The organism is Microcoleus sp. FACHB-831 (assembly GCF_014695585.1).
In the GTDB taxonomy this organism is placed as follows: domain Bacteria; phylum Cyanobacteriota; class Cyanobacteriia; order Cyanobacteriales; family FACHB-T130; genus FACHB-831.
Window position 1 is genome coordinate 92,226 of sequence record NZ_JACJON010000079.1, and the last position, 17,376, is coordinate 109,601.

At 45.1% G+C, this 17,376-nt stretch carries 10 protein-coding genes; 4 read left to right on the plus strand and 6 right to left on the minus strand.

All coding sequences use genetic code 11. The annotated features are described in order from the left end of the window. Positions 1–23: 23 nt before the first annotated feature. Positions 24–1,400 carry a response regulator gene (locus tag H6F77_RS25735; RefSeq protein ID WP_375335974.1) on the minus strand — a complete coding sequence of 459 codons (1,377 nt, stop codon included), beginning with the start codon at positions 1,398–1,400 and terminating at the stop codon, positions 24–26. A gap of 137 nt (positions 1,401–1,537) precedes the next feature. Further along, the gene (locus H6F77_RS25740) at positions 1,538–3,751 is read right to left on the minus strand and encodes a hybrid sensor histidine kinase/response regulator (protein ID WP_190491817.1); all 2,214 of its coding nucleotides are present in this window, start codon (positions 3,749–3,751) and stop codon (positions 1,538–1,540) included. Between the two features lie 361 nt (positions 3,752–4,112). On the opposite strand from H6F77_RS25740, the gene H6F77_RS25745 reads away from it, so the two are divergent. From H6F77_RS25745 to H6F77_RS25760, 4 genes are all read left to right on the plus strand, one after another. Further along, positions 4,113–5,285 carry a HetZ-related protein 2 gene (locus H6F77_RS25745; RefSeq protein ID WP_190491818.1) on the plus strand — a complete coding sequence of 391 codons (1,173 nt, stop codon included), beginning with the start codon at positions 4,113–4,115 and terminating at the stop codon, positions 5,283–5,285. Positions 5,286–5,733: 448 nt separating this feature from the next. Continuing rightward, on the plus strand, positions 5,734–6,837 hold the full coding sequence (locus tag H6F77_RS25750) for an ATPase, T2SS/T4P/T4SS family (RefSeq protein ID WP_190491773.1): 1,104 nt from the start codon (positions 5,734–5,736) through the stop codon (positions 6,835–6,837). A 321-nt stretch (positions 6,838–7,158) separates the two neighbouring features. After that, positions 7,159–7,842 carry a Crp/Fnr family transcriptional regulator gene (locus H6F77_RS25755; protein ID WP_190491774.1) on the plus strand — a complete coding sequence of 228 codons (684 nt, stop codon included), beginning with the start codon at positions 7,159–7,161 and terminating at the stop codon, positions 7,840–7,842. A 120-nt stretch (positions 7,843–7,962) separates the two neighbouring features. Next, complete coding sequence (locus tag H6F77_RS25760) at positions 7,963–9,738, plus strand: M61 family metallopeptidase (RefSeq protein WP_190491775.1); 1,776 nt, start codon at positions 7,963–7,965, stop codon at positions 9,736–9,738. 182 nt (positions 9,739–9,920) lie between these two features. On the opposite strand, the gene H6F77_RS25765 is transcribed toward H6F77_RS25760, so the two are convergent. The 4 genes from H6F77_RS25765 to H6F77_RS25780 all read right to left on the minus strand — a co-directional run bounded on the left by H6F77_RS25765 (position 9,921) and on the right by H6F77_RS25780 (position 17,292). After that, a complete protein-coding gene (locus H6F77_RS25765; protein ID WP_190491776.1) occupies positions 9,921–11,015 on the minus strand; it encodes a hybrid sensor histidine kinase/response regulator in 1,095 nt (364 codons plus the stop codon). A 10-nt stretch (positions 11,016–11,025) separates the two neighbouring features. Further along, entirely contained in the window at positions 11,026–15,576 is a 4,551-nt protein-coding gene (locus tag H6F77_RS25770) for a PAS domain S-box protein (protein WP_190491777.1), read from the minus strand. Between the two features lie 384 nt (positions 15,577–15,960). Next, positions 15,961–16,650: a TIGR04283 family arsenosugar biosynthesis glycosyltransferase gene (locus H6F77_RS25775; RefSeq protein ID WP_190491778.1), complete on the minus strand. Its 690-nt coding sequence runs from the start codon at positions 16,648–16,650 to the stop codon at positions 15,961–15,963. Positions 16,651–16,653: 3 nt separating this feature from the next. Then, entirely contained in the window at positions 16,654–17,292 is a 639-nt protein-coding gene (locus tag H6F77_RS25780; protein ID WP_190491779.1) for a TIGR04282 family arsenosugar biosynthesis glycosyltransferase, read from the minus strand. Positions 17,293–17,376: the final 84 nt, after the last annotated feature.

Genomic DNA, 17,376 nt, shown 5'->3' on the forward strand with positions numbered 1-17,376 from the left:
ATCAATTTATCAATTCTCATTCCTCAAAAGGTTCTTGGCACTTTCTTTTCGCCTAAAACTTGGGGGTGACTGCCGAGAATTTCATATAAGTCAATTGCTTGCTTCTTTCCTCGCGGGTTTACGCGATCTATCCACCTGTGCTGAAATAATTCCGGTTTACTAAGTTGCGCGATCGCAGCATCGCTGGCAATAATTTGACAGTTGTAAACTTTGGTTAATTCTTCCAGTCGTGCCGCAGTGTTCACCACATCGCCAATCACTGTCGAGTCCATGCGACGATCTGACCCAATAGTGCCAATTATACCCTTACCAGTGTGAACGCCAATCCCAATCTTCACTGGCTCTTGCAGGTTGTACTTGTCCCGCGTAGCGTTAAAATCCATGAGGGTTTGTTGCATCATCAATGCCGCACTAAGCGCATCACCAGCGTGGGTTTCTGTGCGGTCAAACACGGCCAATATAGCATCTCCCAAAAATTTATCAATAAAACCATAATGGGTAGCGATCGCTTCATTCATCAGAGTAAAAAAAGCGTTTATCCAGCGGAAAGTTTCCGATGCATCCTGCGATTCCGCTATCGTAGTATATCCCCTAATATCACAAAATAATATAGTAAGTTCTTCTTCGTTTGCATTACCCAATTTAATTGACTCCACCCCTTTGGGTGCAATCCGTTTGAGAAATTGGTCGGGTACAAATAATCGAAATTTTTCTGAAAGATATTGATTAATATCCCAAGCAGCTGATAATTGCTTCCTGGTTTTTTCTTTTACTTTTTGCTCAACAACTTTAGCAGATTGTTGCGATCGCATTTTGCTCAATCGCAGCACGCTTTCCAGTTTTGTCAGCAGTAAATTGCTCTTAATCGGCTTTGTGAAGTAGTCATCTCCCATCATCTCCAATCCCCGCATTCGGGAATCATCATCATCCAAAGCCGTTAGAAATATCACTGGCACTGTTTGCAGATTTACATCTGCACGCAACCTGCGACAGACTTCAAATCCGTCCATATCAGGCATCATCACATCCAGCAAAATTAAGTCTGGGTTTGACGCCAAAGCCATCTCCAATGCTTCTACCCCAGAACCAGCTGAAAGAGTGGTATAGCCTTTTAATTGCAACAACTCTTCAAGCATGAATAAATTGCTAGGCTCATCATCAACCAGTAGAATGCAGGGCGGATTGTTTGGCATGGGGCTAACGCAATATAAGCAGTTTAAAATAGAAAATAATACCAATACGGCTTCTGCATCTTTCTCAACTAACCAAAGTAATGATGCCAATTGCCGAACGAAGTGGATACGGTTCGGACGACGTATAAGAGACGGACTGGTTACTATAGCGTTGGAAACGATGCCCCTGGATGAATCTTTAGTTTTCTGATTAGCAAGCCGAACCAAAAAAATAACCAAACTCCTCCGCTAGAGGAGCCAGGTGAAAGATGCTTAACACATTGAAACATAGAATTTCTGTGACTGGCAATACACCGCAGATAGAAGGTCTAACCTGCGAGGTAACTTCAGTTATCAACTCTAGGTTAGATATGCGATCGCACTATAGAAATCAGCTTATCGAGATCTAAAGGCTTACTCAAGTACTCTGACGCACCAGCAGCCAAGCAGCGATCGCGATCTCCAGGCATAGCCATAGCTGTAACCGCAATAATCGGCACCTGCTTCCATAAAGCCGAAGCCCTAAGTTGCCGAATAAGCTCAAATCCATCTACATCTGGCAACTGAATATCCATCAAAATCAGATCTGGCAATGATTTAGCCGTCACCAAAGGAGAATGAATCGTCTCCATCATGCTGCGACCGTCATAGATAATTTCTACAGCATAACCTTCCAATTCCATCACCTCAGTAATCAGCACCTGGTTGTAAGGCTGATCCTCCACAACCATAATGCGTTTCGCCTTCTCGGTTGATAGTTGGCTTCCGAACACAGCAGAAGCAGGTCTGTCAGCAGTGGAACTTTGCCGCTGCGATAACTCCTCGCGCATCTCCGTAAGAGGCAGCCAGACCTTAAACGTACTGCCTTGATTTTCCACTGATTCCAAAGAAACAGTACCGCCGTGAAGTTCCGCCAGCCGCTTGGTGAGTGCCAGACCCAAGCCCGTACCTTCATGCCGACGAGTTAACGAAGAGTCCACCTGCTGGAAAGGCCGAAACAGCAAATGCAGCTTATCTGTGGGAATTCCAATGCCAGTGTCTTGTACTTCTAGACAAAGATAAGGTGTAGTGGCATTGACGGGGCTGCGGTCTGGTCGCAGTTCTCCGGCCAACTGGCTCCCGTAAGCCAGCCGCCCAGTTAATTTGATCTTTCCTTCCTCTGGGGTAAATTTAACCGCATTGGAGAGGAGGTTAATCAAGATTTGGCGCACTCGACGTTCATCGAGAGACGCCTGCTGTAAGCGATAATCAATTTCCAGCGAAAGTGCCAACCGCTTTTTATCAGCACGCGGTTGAATCATTTTGAGGGACTCTGAACAAAGGGTCTGGATCGAGACTGGTTCCAAGTCAAGTTCTGCCTTACCAGCTTCAATTTTCGACAAATCCAAAATGTCGTTAATTAGCTGTAACAAGTGTTGCCCGCTACGTTCCATTGCCTGGACATAGCTTACCTGGCGTTTGGTTAAAGGGCCTGCCAGTTCTCGCAACAGCAGGTCAGAAAACCCCAATACGCTGTTGAGGGGCGTTCGCAGTTCGTGGGACATAGAAGCGAGGAATTCCGACTTTAGCTGAGAAGCTTTCTCTAAATTCTCGTTGACGTGGCGCAGATGTTCTTGAGCTTGGGCGCGTTCTATCGCGACGCCCAGCGTCCGACAGGCAGCCAATAGCATATCCTGTTGCGGGGCCTCCTGAAGTTTCTTGTTGCATCTGCTTTCCAGGGTAAGCACTCCAATAATTTTGCCGTTGGCGGCAGGAATGGGAAAGATGCCCAGCTGACCGATTCCTGGGTGGCGAAAACCAGGCACTGAGTTGGGATGTGTTTGATAATCGTCAACAAACAGGGGCTTACCCGTTTCTACAACTTGCCAGAGTAATCCTTGACCGTAGGGGATACCTTGACTTAGAACAGCTTGCATGTGTTCTATTGCTGGTATGCCGTAGGTGGCAATAAACTCGCTGGAGATCTGATTTGTTAGAAACTTAGCTTGGGCGTCGAATCCCTCACCTCTAATTACTTTGACATCGCCGAAGGCTGCACCCATAACCTGTACGAGGTAGGTAAGCGCAAATTCTCCAATTTCCTTGAGTTCAGTGGCGGGTTGCAGCCGTTCCATTAAACTCAGTAAGAATTTCAGCCGCCTTACCTCGGCGTTCAAATTTGACTGGGTTAGCGAAGCTTCACGAAACGCTTGTTGTCTGGGGGTGACATCCCGGAAGTTGAAGAGGCGTCCGCCATCGCAGGTTACATTTGTGTAAACCTCCAAGCAGATGCCGTTGGTTTGTTCTATATAGGTTGAGATATCGGGGGCATCGGCTTGGTGAAGGGTTGATTTGATGTGTTCGCACTGAGCCTTCGACCAGTAGCCTTGAGCGACGACAGCGGCAAATACATCGTTACAATGTGGCGCGGTGGCTAACCATTCGGGGGTTAGTCCCCATATTTCGGCTAATTTCTGATTGAAGACAACTAGGTGATGGGATTTGTTAAATAGGGCGATCGCGTTATCCACTTGGTTCAGTATCAGTTTTTGCTCGTTTTGTAACTGCTGTAAACGCCGCTCAATCTGCTCTGGTTGCATTGTTTTCATTTTTACTGCCGAAATTTTATGTATTAAAACGGTATATTATTACACCTTCTAGTTTAAATTTTTGCGTTTTATTACGGCCAAAAGTTCAAATCTTCGAGCTGCTAAAAATAGTTATTTCTTTAGTTTAAAAAACTTAACAAATCTTTGTAGTGAGCTACAACCCGATCGTTTGTGATCTCAGACACTTATGGGTATAGATCGAAGTCGTGAAACCTCATGAGCTGTGTACTAGAGGCAGTGTGACTAAGTTAGGAGTAGATCGGCGAGTGCGATCGCATCATCCATTGGTGAGACATGGTGAAATAAAGACCATCTGCCAGAAAACAGAGGAAGTGCTGAAATGGGGGTTGTAATGCAAACTTTAAAGCAGGGATGTGAGGAGCGCAATCTCATGGCAAGGTTGGCGGAGGAACTGGAAAAAGATTGGCGATCGCGGCTGCTGAGCGATTGCCCAGAAGCAAGTCCAGCGACGCAAGAAAGTATCATTCGCTGGTTATTAGGAGAAGATTTAGACCGCTATGAGACACTAACGACCAGCCAAATGGCGATTGCGAGACAAGCGATGGACTATCGCTACAGAATTTTGCGTTCTCGCTACTTAGGAGTGTCACCAGAGCGTGCTTATCGCAATCTGACGGGGAGATTGGGGAGTTTAGTGTTGCTGAGAAATAAAATCCGCACATGGGTAGCACTCAGCCGCGATCGCAGTAGAGCTGTGGGGGATGTCTTGCAAGAAGTAATTCAGGAAATGTTGCAAGGCGATCGCTACATCCAACAGCAAATAAGCTGGATTGCCAAGTGTACCAAAGACGCCCGCCTGCGCGACTCGCTGCTGCTAACCAGCGTCGAGGAATATTGCCTGCGACCGATTCGCAACCAACCGCTGTTGGTATACAGGTTTGTCAATTATCTGCGGCGCAGCCAAAGAGCGGGAATGACCCACGTTCCTGAAGGGGAGCTAGTGCGGATGGTTTCCGAAGAAGTGAACTTAGATGATTCTGACTCACCAATAAGTTTGCTAGATTCCCAAGCACTTACCGATTATCAAGACGATCGAGCTTGGGAAGAACAACAAACACTGCGGAGTACCGTCAAAAACGAATTTGAAACTTATTTAGCACAAAAAGTCAGCGCAGAGGCTGCAACGTGGCTGCGGCTTTACCTGCAAGGCAAGTCGCAAGAGGCGATCGCGGCTGCCCTGAATTTGCCTATCAACCAAGTGTATCGGCTGCGGGAAAAAGTCAGCTACCATGCTATTCGCGTCTTTGCCCTCAAAACTCAGCCGCACTTAGTCGATAGCTGGCTGGAGATATCAGTGCAGGAACACAGCTTGGGGCTGACGCCAAAACAGTGGGAGCAATATAGGGAAACCCTTAGCGAACCGCAACGCCAGCTACTAGATAAGTTAAAAGCAGGAAAAAGTTTAGAAGCGATCGCCCAAGACTTAAACCTGAAAACTCATCAGGTTATGGGCGAATGGAGTAAACTTTACTTAGCAGCTCAAGCTATACGCAGCGCTTCGTGAGCCGATATTGCCTCTTAGAGTAATGTCTTTTGATATGACTTTGGCTCTTAGCTGTTAATCCGCAGCCTGCGCTACAAAGCAGCCCTAGCTGCTAAAAACCCCTTGGTTGCCGTTCTCAAGGCTAATCGCTAATCCATAAAAAAATTAGGGGCTGAGAAAAACTAGCAATATTGGTGGATTTATGCCCGCAAAGCTGCATATTTCCCTCTTAAAAATCGCTCCCAGGGGCATCTAATTAGAGTAAATACCATAGGGAGAATAAGGTAAATGGTGTCCCTACCAGTTAACCCAGCCCAGTCCAAACACAAGGCTAATTTAAAGCAATTCCGTAAGAAGGCGAAAGTAAAAATGCAACCCCCTAGCTGCCCCGTGTCAGGGTGGAAGCCTACTTTTATTCTTTCTTATTACTTTTGGCATTTTAATTTTTATTTTCTCTGGGGCGTGACATATGAATACTGAGCAGATGTTTCGCCTCATTGACAGTATTCTCCCCTTTGAAGCTTGCCTTTACTATCAAATCCTGCCCCTGGCACTCGAAGGCAGTCACCTCAAGTTGGGCATGGTAAATACCAAAGATACCTCCGCATTAGATTACGCGAAGCGCATCTTGGCTTACTTAAACTGTTCGCTTAAACCCGAGCAGATCTCAGTTGAATGCCACCAAACAATGCTTTCAGCTTATTTGAACTATAGCGGCAAGTCTAAAAACGCCCCAAAAGAGACAACCAAACAAGCAAAAAGACCGCCACAAAACGCTCAACCCACTTTAATTGTGGAAAGTCCAGAGCATTTGAGTCGTGCGATGGAATCTCAGATCGACCCGTCGCGGGAGACGCAACACCAGAAAGAAACAAAAATTGATGCAGATCGTACAGATACCCAGCCCCAGCCAGCCCCAGAGCAAAAAACACCTACAGAAAAATCGGATATTCAGAAAATAGGCACTCATCTGCCCTCTTTAGAAGTCCAGGCGCAGCACTTGTCCGATTCGATTCAAGTTCTGGGAACGTTGCCGCCTAAGCAACTACTCCAAGAATTACTAGGTCGGGTATTAATTGAGGGCATTGGTCGGCTTTATTTCGAGCGGCAGGAATCTCAAGGCCGCATACTGTGGAGCCAAAATGGTGTTTTGCAGTCAGTGTTAGAAAACTTACCCCTGTCAGTCTTACAGGGTGTAATGAACGAGCTAAAGCGGATGGCGCATATGTCGTTAATCCCGGTCGAAAAACCCACACAGGTAGAAATTGAGCGACGCTATCAGCAAAACCGTCTATTGCTGTGCTTGCGGGTAATGCCAGGTAAGTATGGAGAAGAGGCAACGTTACAAGTGATACGAGGAGCTGCTTTGAAGTTTTATCAGCAGCAACAGATAGACAGACTCAGCCGGGATGCGCTAAGTCTGGCTCAACAGTTGCAGCGTAAAGTGCATGAGATACGCGATCGCACGAGGCTCACTCCCGGTGATTTAAAGTCTCTTCCAGCGCTCAACCAAATGCTAGACAGCCTAGACCAACAGTTGGCAGCCATCAGGAACGAAGTTGCAAAACATTAACAACAATGGTTGACGACTGCTTTCGCCTGTCTGTGTTCTAATAGAACCGTAGAAGGTTCTCAGGCTGGGCTAAAAGTCGCATAAAAGATGAAAAATGAACGATGATTAAAAGGCAAGGGGTTGAAGATTACTGCCAAAAACCCCGGCAGCAACACTAGAAACCTAAAGTTCATAATGCACTAACCCATCGCTAGCTCTTTCCTGCCGCAAGGTAAGCGCTGATGTGACATGCGATCGCCTACCCTAAAAAACTTAATACTTCATACTTGCTTAACACTTCATACTTTACACCTTATAGTTCACAATTGCCGAGTATCTTCCATGCACACTAAAACTTTTAGCGAGCTTTTCCCTCTGTTTAATACTGCCGACGCAGAGACATTGGAATGGCTCCTATCTGTTGCCGTCGAACACGAATATCCAGAAGCCAGAGCAGTCTTGATGGAAGATGCCTGGGGCAACGCCGTTTACTTTGTGGTGTCTGGCTGGGTTAAAGTCCGTCGTCTTGTAGGTGATGATGTCGTTACACTAGCTATCTTGGGCAAGGGCGATTTTTTTGGCGAAATGGCCATTCTTGATGAATCCCCCCGCTCAACTGATGTGATTGCCCTCTCAAATGTAAAATTGCTCAGTGTCTCCGCTCAAAGATTTATTCAAACCCTCTTCAAAGACCCCCAGTTGCACCACCGAATGCTGCAACTCATGGTGCGACGCCTGCGCCAAATCAATCAACGCCTTCAACGTCGCCAGCAGCCCCCAGCGGTCAAATTAGCTAATACCCTCGTTTCTCTTGGAGAAAACTACGGCCACGTAACCCAGAATGGGATAGAAATCTTCAACATCCCCTATAAAGATTTGGCCAACGTCACGGATATTAGCATCGATGAAACAGCAAAAATTATGGAAAAGCTCGATAGTAGAGGCTGGCTCAAGATTGAGCCTGCTCGCGAGATAATCCATCTGATCAATTTTAAGCAATTGACCCATCTAGCCAGGGGAGTTTAGCCCGACGGTAGGCACGCGATTTAGACTTGAGACATTAGACTGTTCATAGTTAATAGTCCAGGGCAGCAAAAACCGTTGTAATGCTGCCCTAGTCCCTAGTCACTAGCGATCGCCCCTTCCATGACTGAAGCAACAGCTATTCGCCCCGCTAATCTATCTAACACCGCCCCGGCGATTCATTACCAAGTCGCCATGCCCCAGCCAGAATCCCACTTATTTGAAGTGGAGTTACGGGTAGAAAATTGGCAGAACGCAGTTTTAGATTTAAAAATGCCCGTTTGGACTCCTGGCTCTTATCTAGTGCGGGAATATTCCAAACATCTGCAAAACTTCTCATCCACTTCTAGCGATGGGGAATCTTTAAACTGGCAAAAATTGAGCAAAAATCACTGGCAGTTACAAACTGCTGGCAGATCAGAAATAACGGTGCGTTACCGCATATTTGCTAACGAGCTGACGGTGCGGACTAACCATCTGGATTCAACTCACGGCTATTTCAATGGCGCTGCCCTGTTCTTTTTTATACCGGGTTTAGAGCAACAACCCATCCGCGTGAAAATTGTGCCACCCCGACCCGAGTGGCGCGTCACAACACCCTTACCGCAGGTGTCAGGAGAAGCAAACACCTTTTATGCGACGGATTTTGACACGCTAGTAGATAGCCCGTTTGAAATTGGTATCCACCAATTGTATGACTTTGAGATATTAGGAAAACCTCATCAGTTAGCAATCTGGGGAGAAGGTAACGCTGATGCACAGCGGATAATTCCAGATATCCAGAAAATCGTGCAAATAGAAGCCGAGATGTTTGAAGGACTGCCTTATGACAGGTATGTTTTTCTGTTGCATCTGGCATCTCAGGGCGCTGGTGGTTTGGAACACAAAAACTGTTGTACGTTAAATTACTCGCGCTTAGGCTTTCGGGCGAAGGATAAATACAATCAGTTTATGGAGTTGGTGGCGCACGAGTTCTTTCACTTGTGGAATGTCAAGCGCATCCGCCCTAAAGCATTAGAGGTGTTTGATTACGAAAACGAAAATTACACTCCCTCTCTGTGGTTTTCCGAGGGGGCCACAAGTTACTATGACTTGCTGATTCCGCTGCGGGCTGGTATTTATGATACCAAGACATTTTTGGCTAATTTGGGTAAAGAACTGACTCGCTTTCTTACAACGCCAGGGCGGTTAGTGCAGCCAGTAAGCGAGTCGAGTTTTGATGCGTGGATTAAGCTATATCGACCTGATGCAAATAGCGGCAATTCGCAAATTTCTTATTACGTGAAAGGGGAATTAATTTCTTTGTTGCTGGATTTGCTGATTAGAGCGCGTCATGAAAATAAGCGATCGCTCGATGATGTCATGCGCCAAATGTGGCAGCAATTTGGTAAAGAGGAAATCGGTTTTACTCCAGAACAGTTGCAACAGATAATTGAATCTGTTGCTGGCGATGATTTAAGCGACTTCTTTAAGCGGTACGTTGATGGGACTGAAGAGTTGCCTTTTGAGGAATACTTGGAACCCTTTGGCTTGCGGCTGGAACCGGAAATAGAAGAGGATCTACCACCCTATTTAGGCATAACTGTTAAATCACAAAACGGGCGCGAGATAATTCAGTTTGTTGAATATAGTTCTCCAGCGCAACTAGCGGGAATTGATGCTAATGATGAGTTGCTGGCGATTAATGGGATACGGGTGAGTGCAGAACAGTTGAGCGATCGCTTGAAAGATTACCAACCTGGAAACGCGATCGCTGTCTCAATTTTCCATCAAGATCAACTCCGCACCTGCAATGTAACTTTAGACGAACCCCGCCCCACCCGCTATCAAGTTGTGCTGCTGGAAAATCCCTCCGACGCCCAGAAACAAAACCTAACTGGGTGGTTGGGTAGTTATTAGTTATAAATGGGTATTTTGTAAAAGTTAGGAGGTGTAATCTTCTTGGTTGGAAGCACTTGGGATGAGGTTGAGGAGATATTTTCCTAACTTTTCTTGACACTTGCATAACCCAAACATAACCCCCAGCCCCTCTCTTGAAAAGTCTGAGTGGCTGGAGGTTATGTCAACAACTTTAAACAATATTAACTGGACAATGGGAGAGAAATATGTAAAGTTGTTTGTACGCTGGGGAGACTTTCGATAGTCAATTCTCCTCCATGTAATTCAGCCAAGCGTTGAACAATAGCTAGCCCTAAGCCTGAACCTTGCTGTTCGTAGAGTTTGCGCTCAAATTGCATACAGGCTCCTACTTTGGCGATTTGTTCGGCGTTCATACCCCGTCCGCGATCGCTCACGTATATATTAAATGTATTGTTCTGACAAATACTTTTGACGTAAACTGAGGTTGCAGTTGCAGAAAATTTGAAGGCATTATCAATTAATTCTTCAACAATCTTCCTCAGTTTGTCTTCGGAGATTTGAACAGTTGCATCCTGCAATTCTAATGACAAATCTGCTTCTCTACCAACATCTTTAGCTTTTTTGCGAGCAACTTCTGCGATCGCTTTCTGCGGATTCTTCGTTTGACTATTCCGCAGTTCCTCAACTCGCTCCGGCTTACTTGCCATTAATTCAAGATCTGCATATAGGAGAAAATTCAGGATCAGCCTGTTTAAACGGATCGCCGAAGAATTAATATCTGAAAGCATTTCCACAACTTCTTCTTTTTCCATCAAATCATATGATTCGATAAGAAGTTCTGAAAATGCCATAATCCCATTGAGGGGGGTACGCAATTCGTGGGGAAGTGACTTGACGATATTACTCCGCAACTCCTCCAGCTTTTCTTGGGATTGTCTATCCCCGGCTACCTTTTTTGCTAATCGAGTGGTGATAGCTCCCAGCAGTTCTTTTACGGTAAACGGCTTGGTGAGATAATCATCTGCTCCCAGTTCCATACCTTGACGCAAATCTGCTTTGCTAGCTTTGGCGGTGAGAAAAATAAAGGGAATCATCGCCGTTGCGGGGTTTTGGCGCAAGGCGGTAATTACGCCATAACCATCGAGTTCAGGCATCATTACATCGCAAATAATCAAGTCAGGTTTGTAAGACTGAGCTAATTGGACGCCGATTTGGCCGTTTTCTGCACCAAGGGCAGCGAAATTCTCACTATCAAGCATTTCTAAAATAATCTCTCTAAGATCTTCTTGATCTTCGATTACTAAAATTTTTGTCATAGTTTTGTATCTATTTATTCAATGGAAGAGTGACAGTAAATGTTGTACCCCTATCAATTTCGCTTGTAACCGCGATCGCTCCACCGTGTAACTCTACAGAATTTTTTACAATTGCCAGTCCTAGTCCAGTCCCAGAAATTTTGCCAACATTTTTAGCCCGATAAAATGACTCAAATAGCCTTGGTAAATCTTCTGCGGCCATGCCGATTCCTCGATCTTTTATCTGGAAAACTGCGCTGCCATCCCCACAAGATAACTCAAAATCAATGACACCGCCTTGGGGTGAATACTTAATAGCATTCGTGAGTAAATTTGTGAGTATGTGCCGCAGCAGCTTTTCATCCATGCAAGCATCGCTGCACGTACCTCGAACCGTAAATTCAATTTTATGCTGGCTGCCACTTGTAAGTTGCAGTTCTTCGACCACGACAAGGCAGAATTGCACTAAATCGATCGGGGAAGGCTTAAATTCTACTTTTCGCGCTTCTGCTTTGCCAATCAGCATCACATCTTCTAATAACTGAACTAAATGTTTTACGTTAGATTGAATGCGAAGGATATAGTTGAGCTTTTTCTCCTCTGGCCATTTGTGGCCATAATGTTCTAGTAATTCGGCAGAACCCAGAATTGCCGTCAGCGGAGTGCGAAACTCGTGAGAAGTCATAGAAATAAACCGGGATTTGAGTTCCCCCAGTTCTTTTTCTTTTTCTAGTGCTTTAATAACTTCTTCTTCGGTTCGCTTGCGCTGAATGAATAAGCCCAATTCAGTCGAAGCTGAAATAAGTTCAATCAGACGTCGATCTTCTTCGCGAGATTCAAACATATAGAAAACGAGGACTGCCAGGACACTATCATTAGCAACAATAGGAATTGCTAGTGCGGCTTTTAGTCCAGCTTTGAGTGCTAAATGTACGCGCGGATAAACTTGCTTGGACTCAATAGAAACATCTCGTCGCCACTCTGGTTCTTGCGATACCCAGACGCGACCGGGCATTCCAACGCCTGGTGCAAATGTCACCTCTTCGCTCAGTCTTCGGAATTCGTGTAAAAGATCGCTGCGGGTGTACCAAGCTGGGCTGCATTCGAGAACGGTGCCATCGGGGCGCGGAATCCAGGCTTCTCCAAAATCCCACCCTGTAGCTTCGCAAACTTTCTCTAGGGCAATTCGCAACGCAGCGTGAAAGTCTTCGGAATCAAAAACCGCTTTCGTTATTATTTGTAAGAAACGGACTTCCTCCTCGGTTTGCTTGCGCTTGGTAATATCCTCTGCAAGACCGACGATGCGTGAAATTTCTCCTGCTTCGTTTGTAACGGGAAAAGCGCGATCGCGTATCCAGCAAATCGTACCGTCCTTGCGTACAATTCGATACTCCTCGTCGTAGCCGCCACGAACCTGTGTCTCTAGAGCAGCTATCAGGCGCTCCCGATCTTCGCGATGGATAGCATTCATCCAAGAGCTAGGCTGCTCGTACAGACTCTCGCAGCTGTAGCCCCATATCTTTTCATATGCAGAACTGACGTAAAGGACCTGGGTGCGATCTGGAGAAGCTATCCAAAAGACTTCATGGATAGTTTCTGCCATCTGGCGGAACCGCTCCTCGCTTTCGCGCAGTGCTTCTTCTGCCTGCTTTCGCTCGGTTATATCAATTGCTACTGAAACAGCCGCGCTGCCTTGCTGATACTTTTGAGCGACGATTAAGTAATCTCTAATAGAGTTATTAACTTTAGTTTGTATGACTTGACTTGCTGCTAGATCCTGGCTGGTAAGAAACTGATGCATAAATCCAGCACACTCAGATTTTTTTTCTAAAAAGTCCAAAGTTTGACCGACAAAGGCATCTGGAGATAAGTTATAGCTGGCAGCAAGATGTCGATTGACACCCTTGTATCGCAGATCTGAACCAATCCAAGAAACAAACCCAGGTACAGCATCCAAGACGGCTTGGAGGTGTTCTTTAGCCTGTTGCAGTTCCTCCTCAGCTACTTTTCTTTCAGTGATATCTGTTTGAATGCCAATATATTGGCTGAGATTGCCAGCAGCATCATACATCGGCGCAATGCTTAATTCATTCCAGAACAGAGTGCCATCTTTGCGGTAGTTGCGTAAAACAACGGTGCAGTCTTTAGCTTCTTGAAGCGCATCCCTTAGCTTGGTTAACTCTGGTTGATGGCGATCGCCGCTTTGAAGAAATCGGCAGTTTCGTCCCAGTACTTCTTCGGCTTTGTACCCAGTCATCCGCTCAAAGGCAGGATTCACGTAGATCATGGGCAAATCGGGCACTCTGGCATCACAAATAACAATGCCGTTGCTGCTAGCTGCGATCGCCCGATCGCGCAGTCGCAATGTTTCTTCTGCCTGCTTGCGAGCAGTTATATCCCGACAGACACATATCATTCCACCATCTGAAATTAAGGTAAGGGAAATTTCCACAGGAAATGTAGTGCCATCCCGTTTTTGGCCAAGTGCTTCTCCTTGCCAGTTACCCTTTTCTAAGAGGTTGGGAAAAATATCGCTTTCAATTCTCTCTAGTTCGTCTTGATGGTATAAATCTTTCCAAGCTTTGCCAATCATTTCCTCCGCATTGCCGTAGCCAAATGTTTGGACGTGCGAATCATTCAGATAGATATATTCAACATTTTTATTAAGAATGGCAATACCATCTGTTGCAGCTTCCACAGCAGCTAACTGTCGCCGCAAAGTTTTCTCTGCCTGCTTGCGCGATGTAATGTCTTCTGAAATACCCAACAAATATTCCGGTTTTCCTGTGGCGTCGAAAATCGGTATCTTTTTGGTATGCAGTAGCCTTCTGCCTTTATGGCTTGTTTGTATAGGTTCTTCGGGTATATCTAAAAATTTCCCGTTTGACAATACTTCCCGATCTTTAGCGGTGAAAAAATCAGCTACCTCTTGAGGAAAAAAGTCGCGATCGCTCTTGCCAACTATCTCTTCTTTGGAAAAACCAAATAGGTCTTCAGCTGCTTTGTTGACGCTGACAAACTTAAGTTCGTCCGCACCTTTGACAAAAATTGTATGGGGAATGTTTTCAACGATGGAGTTTAGGAAGTTTTGAGTGCGCCGCATGTCTTCTTCAGCTTGCTTGCGCTTGCTGATATCTTCAAAATAAACTGACAGGCCATCTTTAGAAGGATAAGCATGGACGGCAAACCAGGTGTTGAGCTGCGGATAAAACTCTTCAAATTCTACGGCAATTTTCTGGGATAAGGCTTTGTTAAATTGCTCGTAAAAGATTAAGCTAACAGCTTCGGGAAACTCGTTCCACAGATTATTACCCAGCAGTTTGTCGCGCGATCGCTGCAAAAGCGGCTCTGATTGTGGGTTCAGATAGGTAAATCGCCACTCGTTGTCTACAGCAAAGAAACCATCGGTGATGCTTTCTAAAATGTTCGTAACTCTGTTTTTCGCTGCCTCCGCTGCGCTCCTTGCTGCCTGCTCTCGTTCGAGGAGTTGCAGTCGCTCTTGTTCTGCCCGCCGACGAGCAGTGATGTTGCGAAATACTAATACCGCTCCATACATTGCCCCATTGCTGCTAAGAATGGGGGCACAATTATGATCGATCGGGATTTGTCTGCCATCTCGTGCGAGCAAGACTGTATTATTAGTTAGTTGTTCAACAACAACTCTTTCTTGCAGCACTTTCCTTATAGGAATTTCAACTTCTTGCCGCGTTTGACCATCGATAGTATAAAAAACTTCATCTATTTTTCTTCCTATAACTTCTTCGGCAAGCCATCCTGTTAGCACTTCTGCCCAAGGATTTATAAAAGTTATGTTTGCTGTTGTATCAGTTGCAATTACAGCGTCACCGATGCTGGAAAGAGTTACTTCTAATAACTCCCTCTGTTCCTGCAATGCCTCCTCGGCTTGCTTGCGTTTAATAACTGTGCGTTGTAACTGAGTGACATGAATTCTTAGCTCTAGTTGGGTTATAACTTGCCGCCCCAAAGCTTTTAGCGCGTCAATCTGCTCATTAGTTAGATCGCGAGGAATTGTGTCAATCGCGCAGAGGGTTCCCACAGGAAACCCTTCGGGTGTAACTAACGGGACTCCTGCATAAAATCGGATCGCTGGGTTAGAAAGTACGAGGGGGTTCGTGGCAAACCGCTCATCTTGTAGAGCATTGGGCACAATGAGCGGTTGATCGGGTCTAAGAAGGGCATGGGCGCAGAACGCTAAATCTCTTGGTGTTTCTGCTGCTTCAATACCAACTTTTGACTTGAACCACTGCCGATTTTCATCAACAAGGCTGACTAAGGCAATGGGAGTGTCGCAAATATAGGAAGCCAAGACAGCCAGATCGTCGAATGCCTCTTCCGCAGGAGTATCCAGAATGTTATAGCGGTGTAGCGCCTTTAGTCTCTCCGTTTCGTTACTAGGCAAGGGTGCTGGATTTGCTTTTGGTGTCGGCGTGCTATCAGAACTAGAAGCGACTGGTTTTCTCTTCCCCCTCTTGAGGTAGTTACGAAAAAACTTAACGCAGCCTAGAGATACTTTACCCAGTTGTCTGTATAGCGATCGCACGATTAAACGCATGACTTTCATATAGGGACTAAATCTGATGTTTTAATTGTAGATTTTGCCTAAACGTACTTATCGATTACTCACTGCACTATCACCATTGCGATATATTGGGTTAGAGATAACTATGCTTTAGAAAGCTTCTTCGCTGCAATTACTCCCCCGTTTTGACTAATTTTCCCTTTTAAAAACAGTAATTAACTCTAAAGATAACAAAAAAAATTTTTATACTTTATATACTTTCTATTTTTATGTTATGCACTAATTGTGCAATACCTTATTTTGCAATATTCATTTAGCATTGGCATCGGTATTATTACTATATAACCACGCAATACTAAAAACACTAAATATAATTAATATTAATGAAATTTTTAAATTTTGGCGTTCCAGCCTTACTAAAATCTTTTAATGGCGGAAGCTTAGATACCAACGAACTAGGATAGAAGGAGGAACTCGCAGGAAGTAGCCAATAATTACTATTTGGTTAATGAAAGTAGTCTTTACTACACCAAGTTTCTGCCAACGACGGGCTGATGTAAGCACAGAGGCGGGGACAATTATAATTCGCCCATTACGTCTGAGGCGAAGCATCAATTCAAAATCTTCCATAATCGGCAAATCGGGGAAGCCGCCGATGTCATGAAATACAGAAGCTTTCAAAAAAATACCTTGGTCGCCGTAGGGTAAGGAAATATTGCGCGATCGCCAATTCACCATTTTTTCCACTAACCGCAGCGATCGCATATTGCCATCAATTCTAAGGGAAAAAGCACCAGCGATCGCTCCAGGTTGAGTCAATGCTAAACGTACCATTGTCTCAAACCCCGTTGGTAAAAACGTATCTGCGTGGAGAAAAAGCAGGATATCCCCAGTAGCCGAAGATGCACCTGCGTTCATTTGATGGGCACGTCCAGGCTTAGCTAACACAACTTTGAATCCCAAAGATGTAGCTATAGCTACCGTTTCATCTTGGCTTCCACCATCTACCACAATTACTTCTATATTTGCGGCATCGCGAAGACTAGCTAATACTAAACTGATGTTAGTAGCTTCATTCAAAACTGGAATAATAATGGAAATTTTTGCTACTTCCATTACTTATAAATCAGTTTTGAGGTCTAAGTTAATTCCATAACCCAAAACTTCTGAAATATCCTCTGGACGGTCAACATCAGCGAGGGGGGGGAGGAATGCAACTGCCAAATTGAGAGAAGTAGCGATCGCCAGAGTTTTTTGCAGCACTTCAGATGTTCCCCAGTTGATTTCTTTAAATAATTCTGGAACCAAACGGCGCAAACCTATTAAATAATAGCCGCCGTCTGTAGCCGGGCCGATAACTAAATCGTACCTGCTTAAATGGTCAAATGCTTGCTCGATTATTTTCGCATTGAGTTTGGGGCAATCTGTACCAATAATAGCCACGCTTTCCATACCGTTATTAAAAGCAGTATGGAAAGCTGACGTTATCCGCCATCCCAAATCACCTTCAGCCTGATTGCGGTAGACAATACCAGAACCCAGCCATTTTTGCATCAGATCTGAATTACCACCTACAAAATGGACTTCAGTTGATAGCGGATAAACTTTTTGGAGTTCTTTAATATTAGCTAGCGTATGTTCCGCCATTTGGCGATGCAGGTTCGTTGCACCTTTTTCACCCAAGGCTGGAATTAATCGCGTCTTCGTTTTTCCTAGTTCTGGATAGCGAGTAAAAACGATCAGGCAGTTCGTACTCATATTTTTGATTTGGGATTTTAGATTATTAGGCTATTAGATTGGACGTGGGTTCATCGACAAGTTAGGTTTTCCGGGGAGACCTGG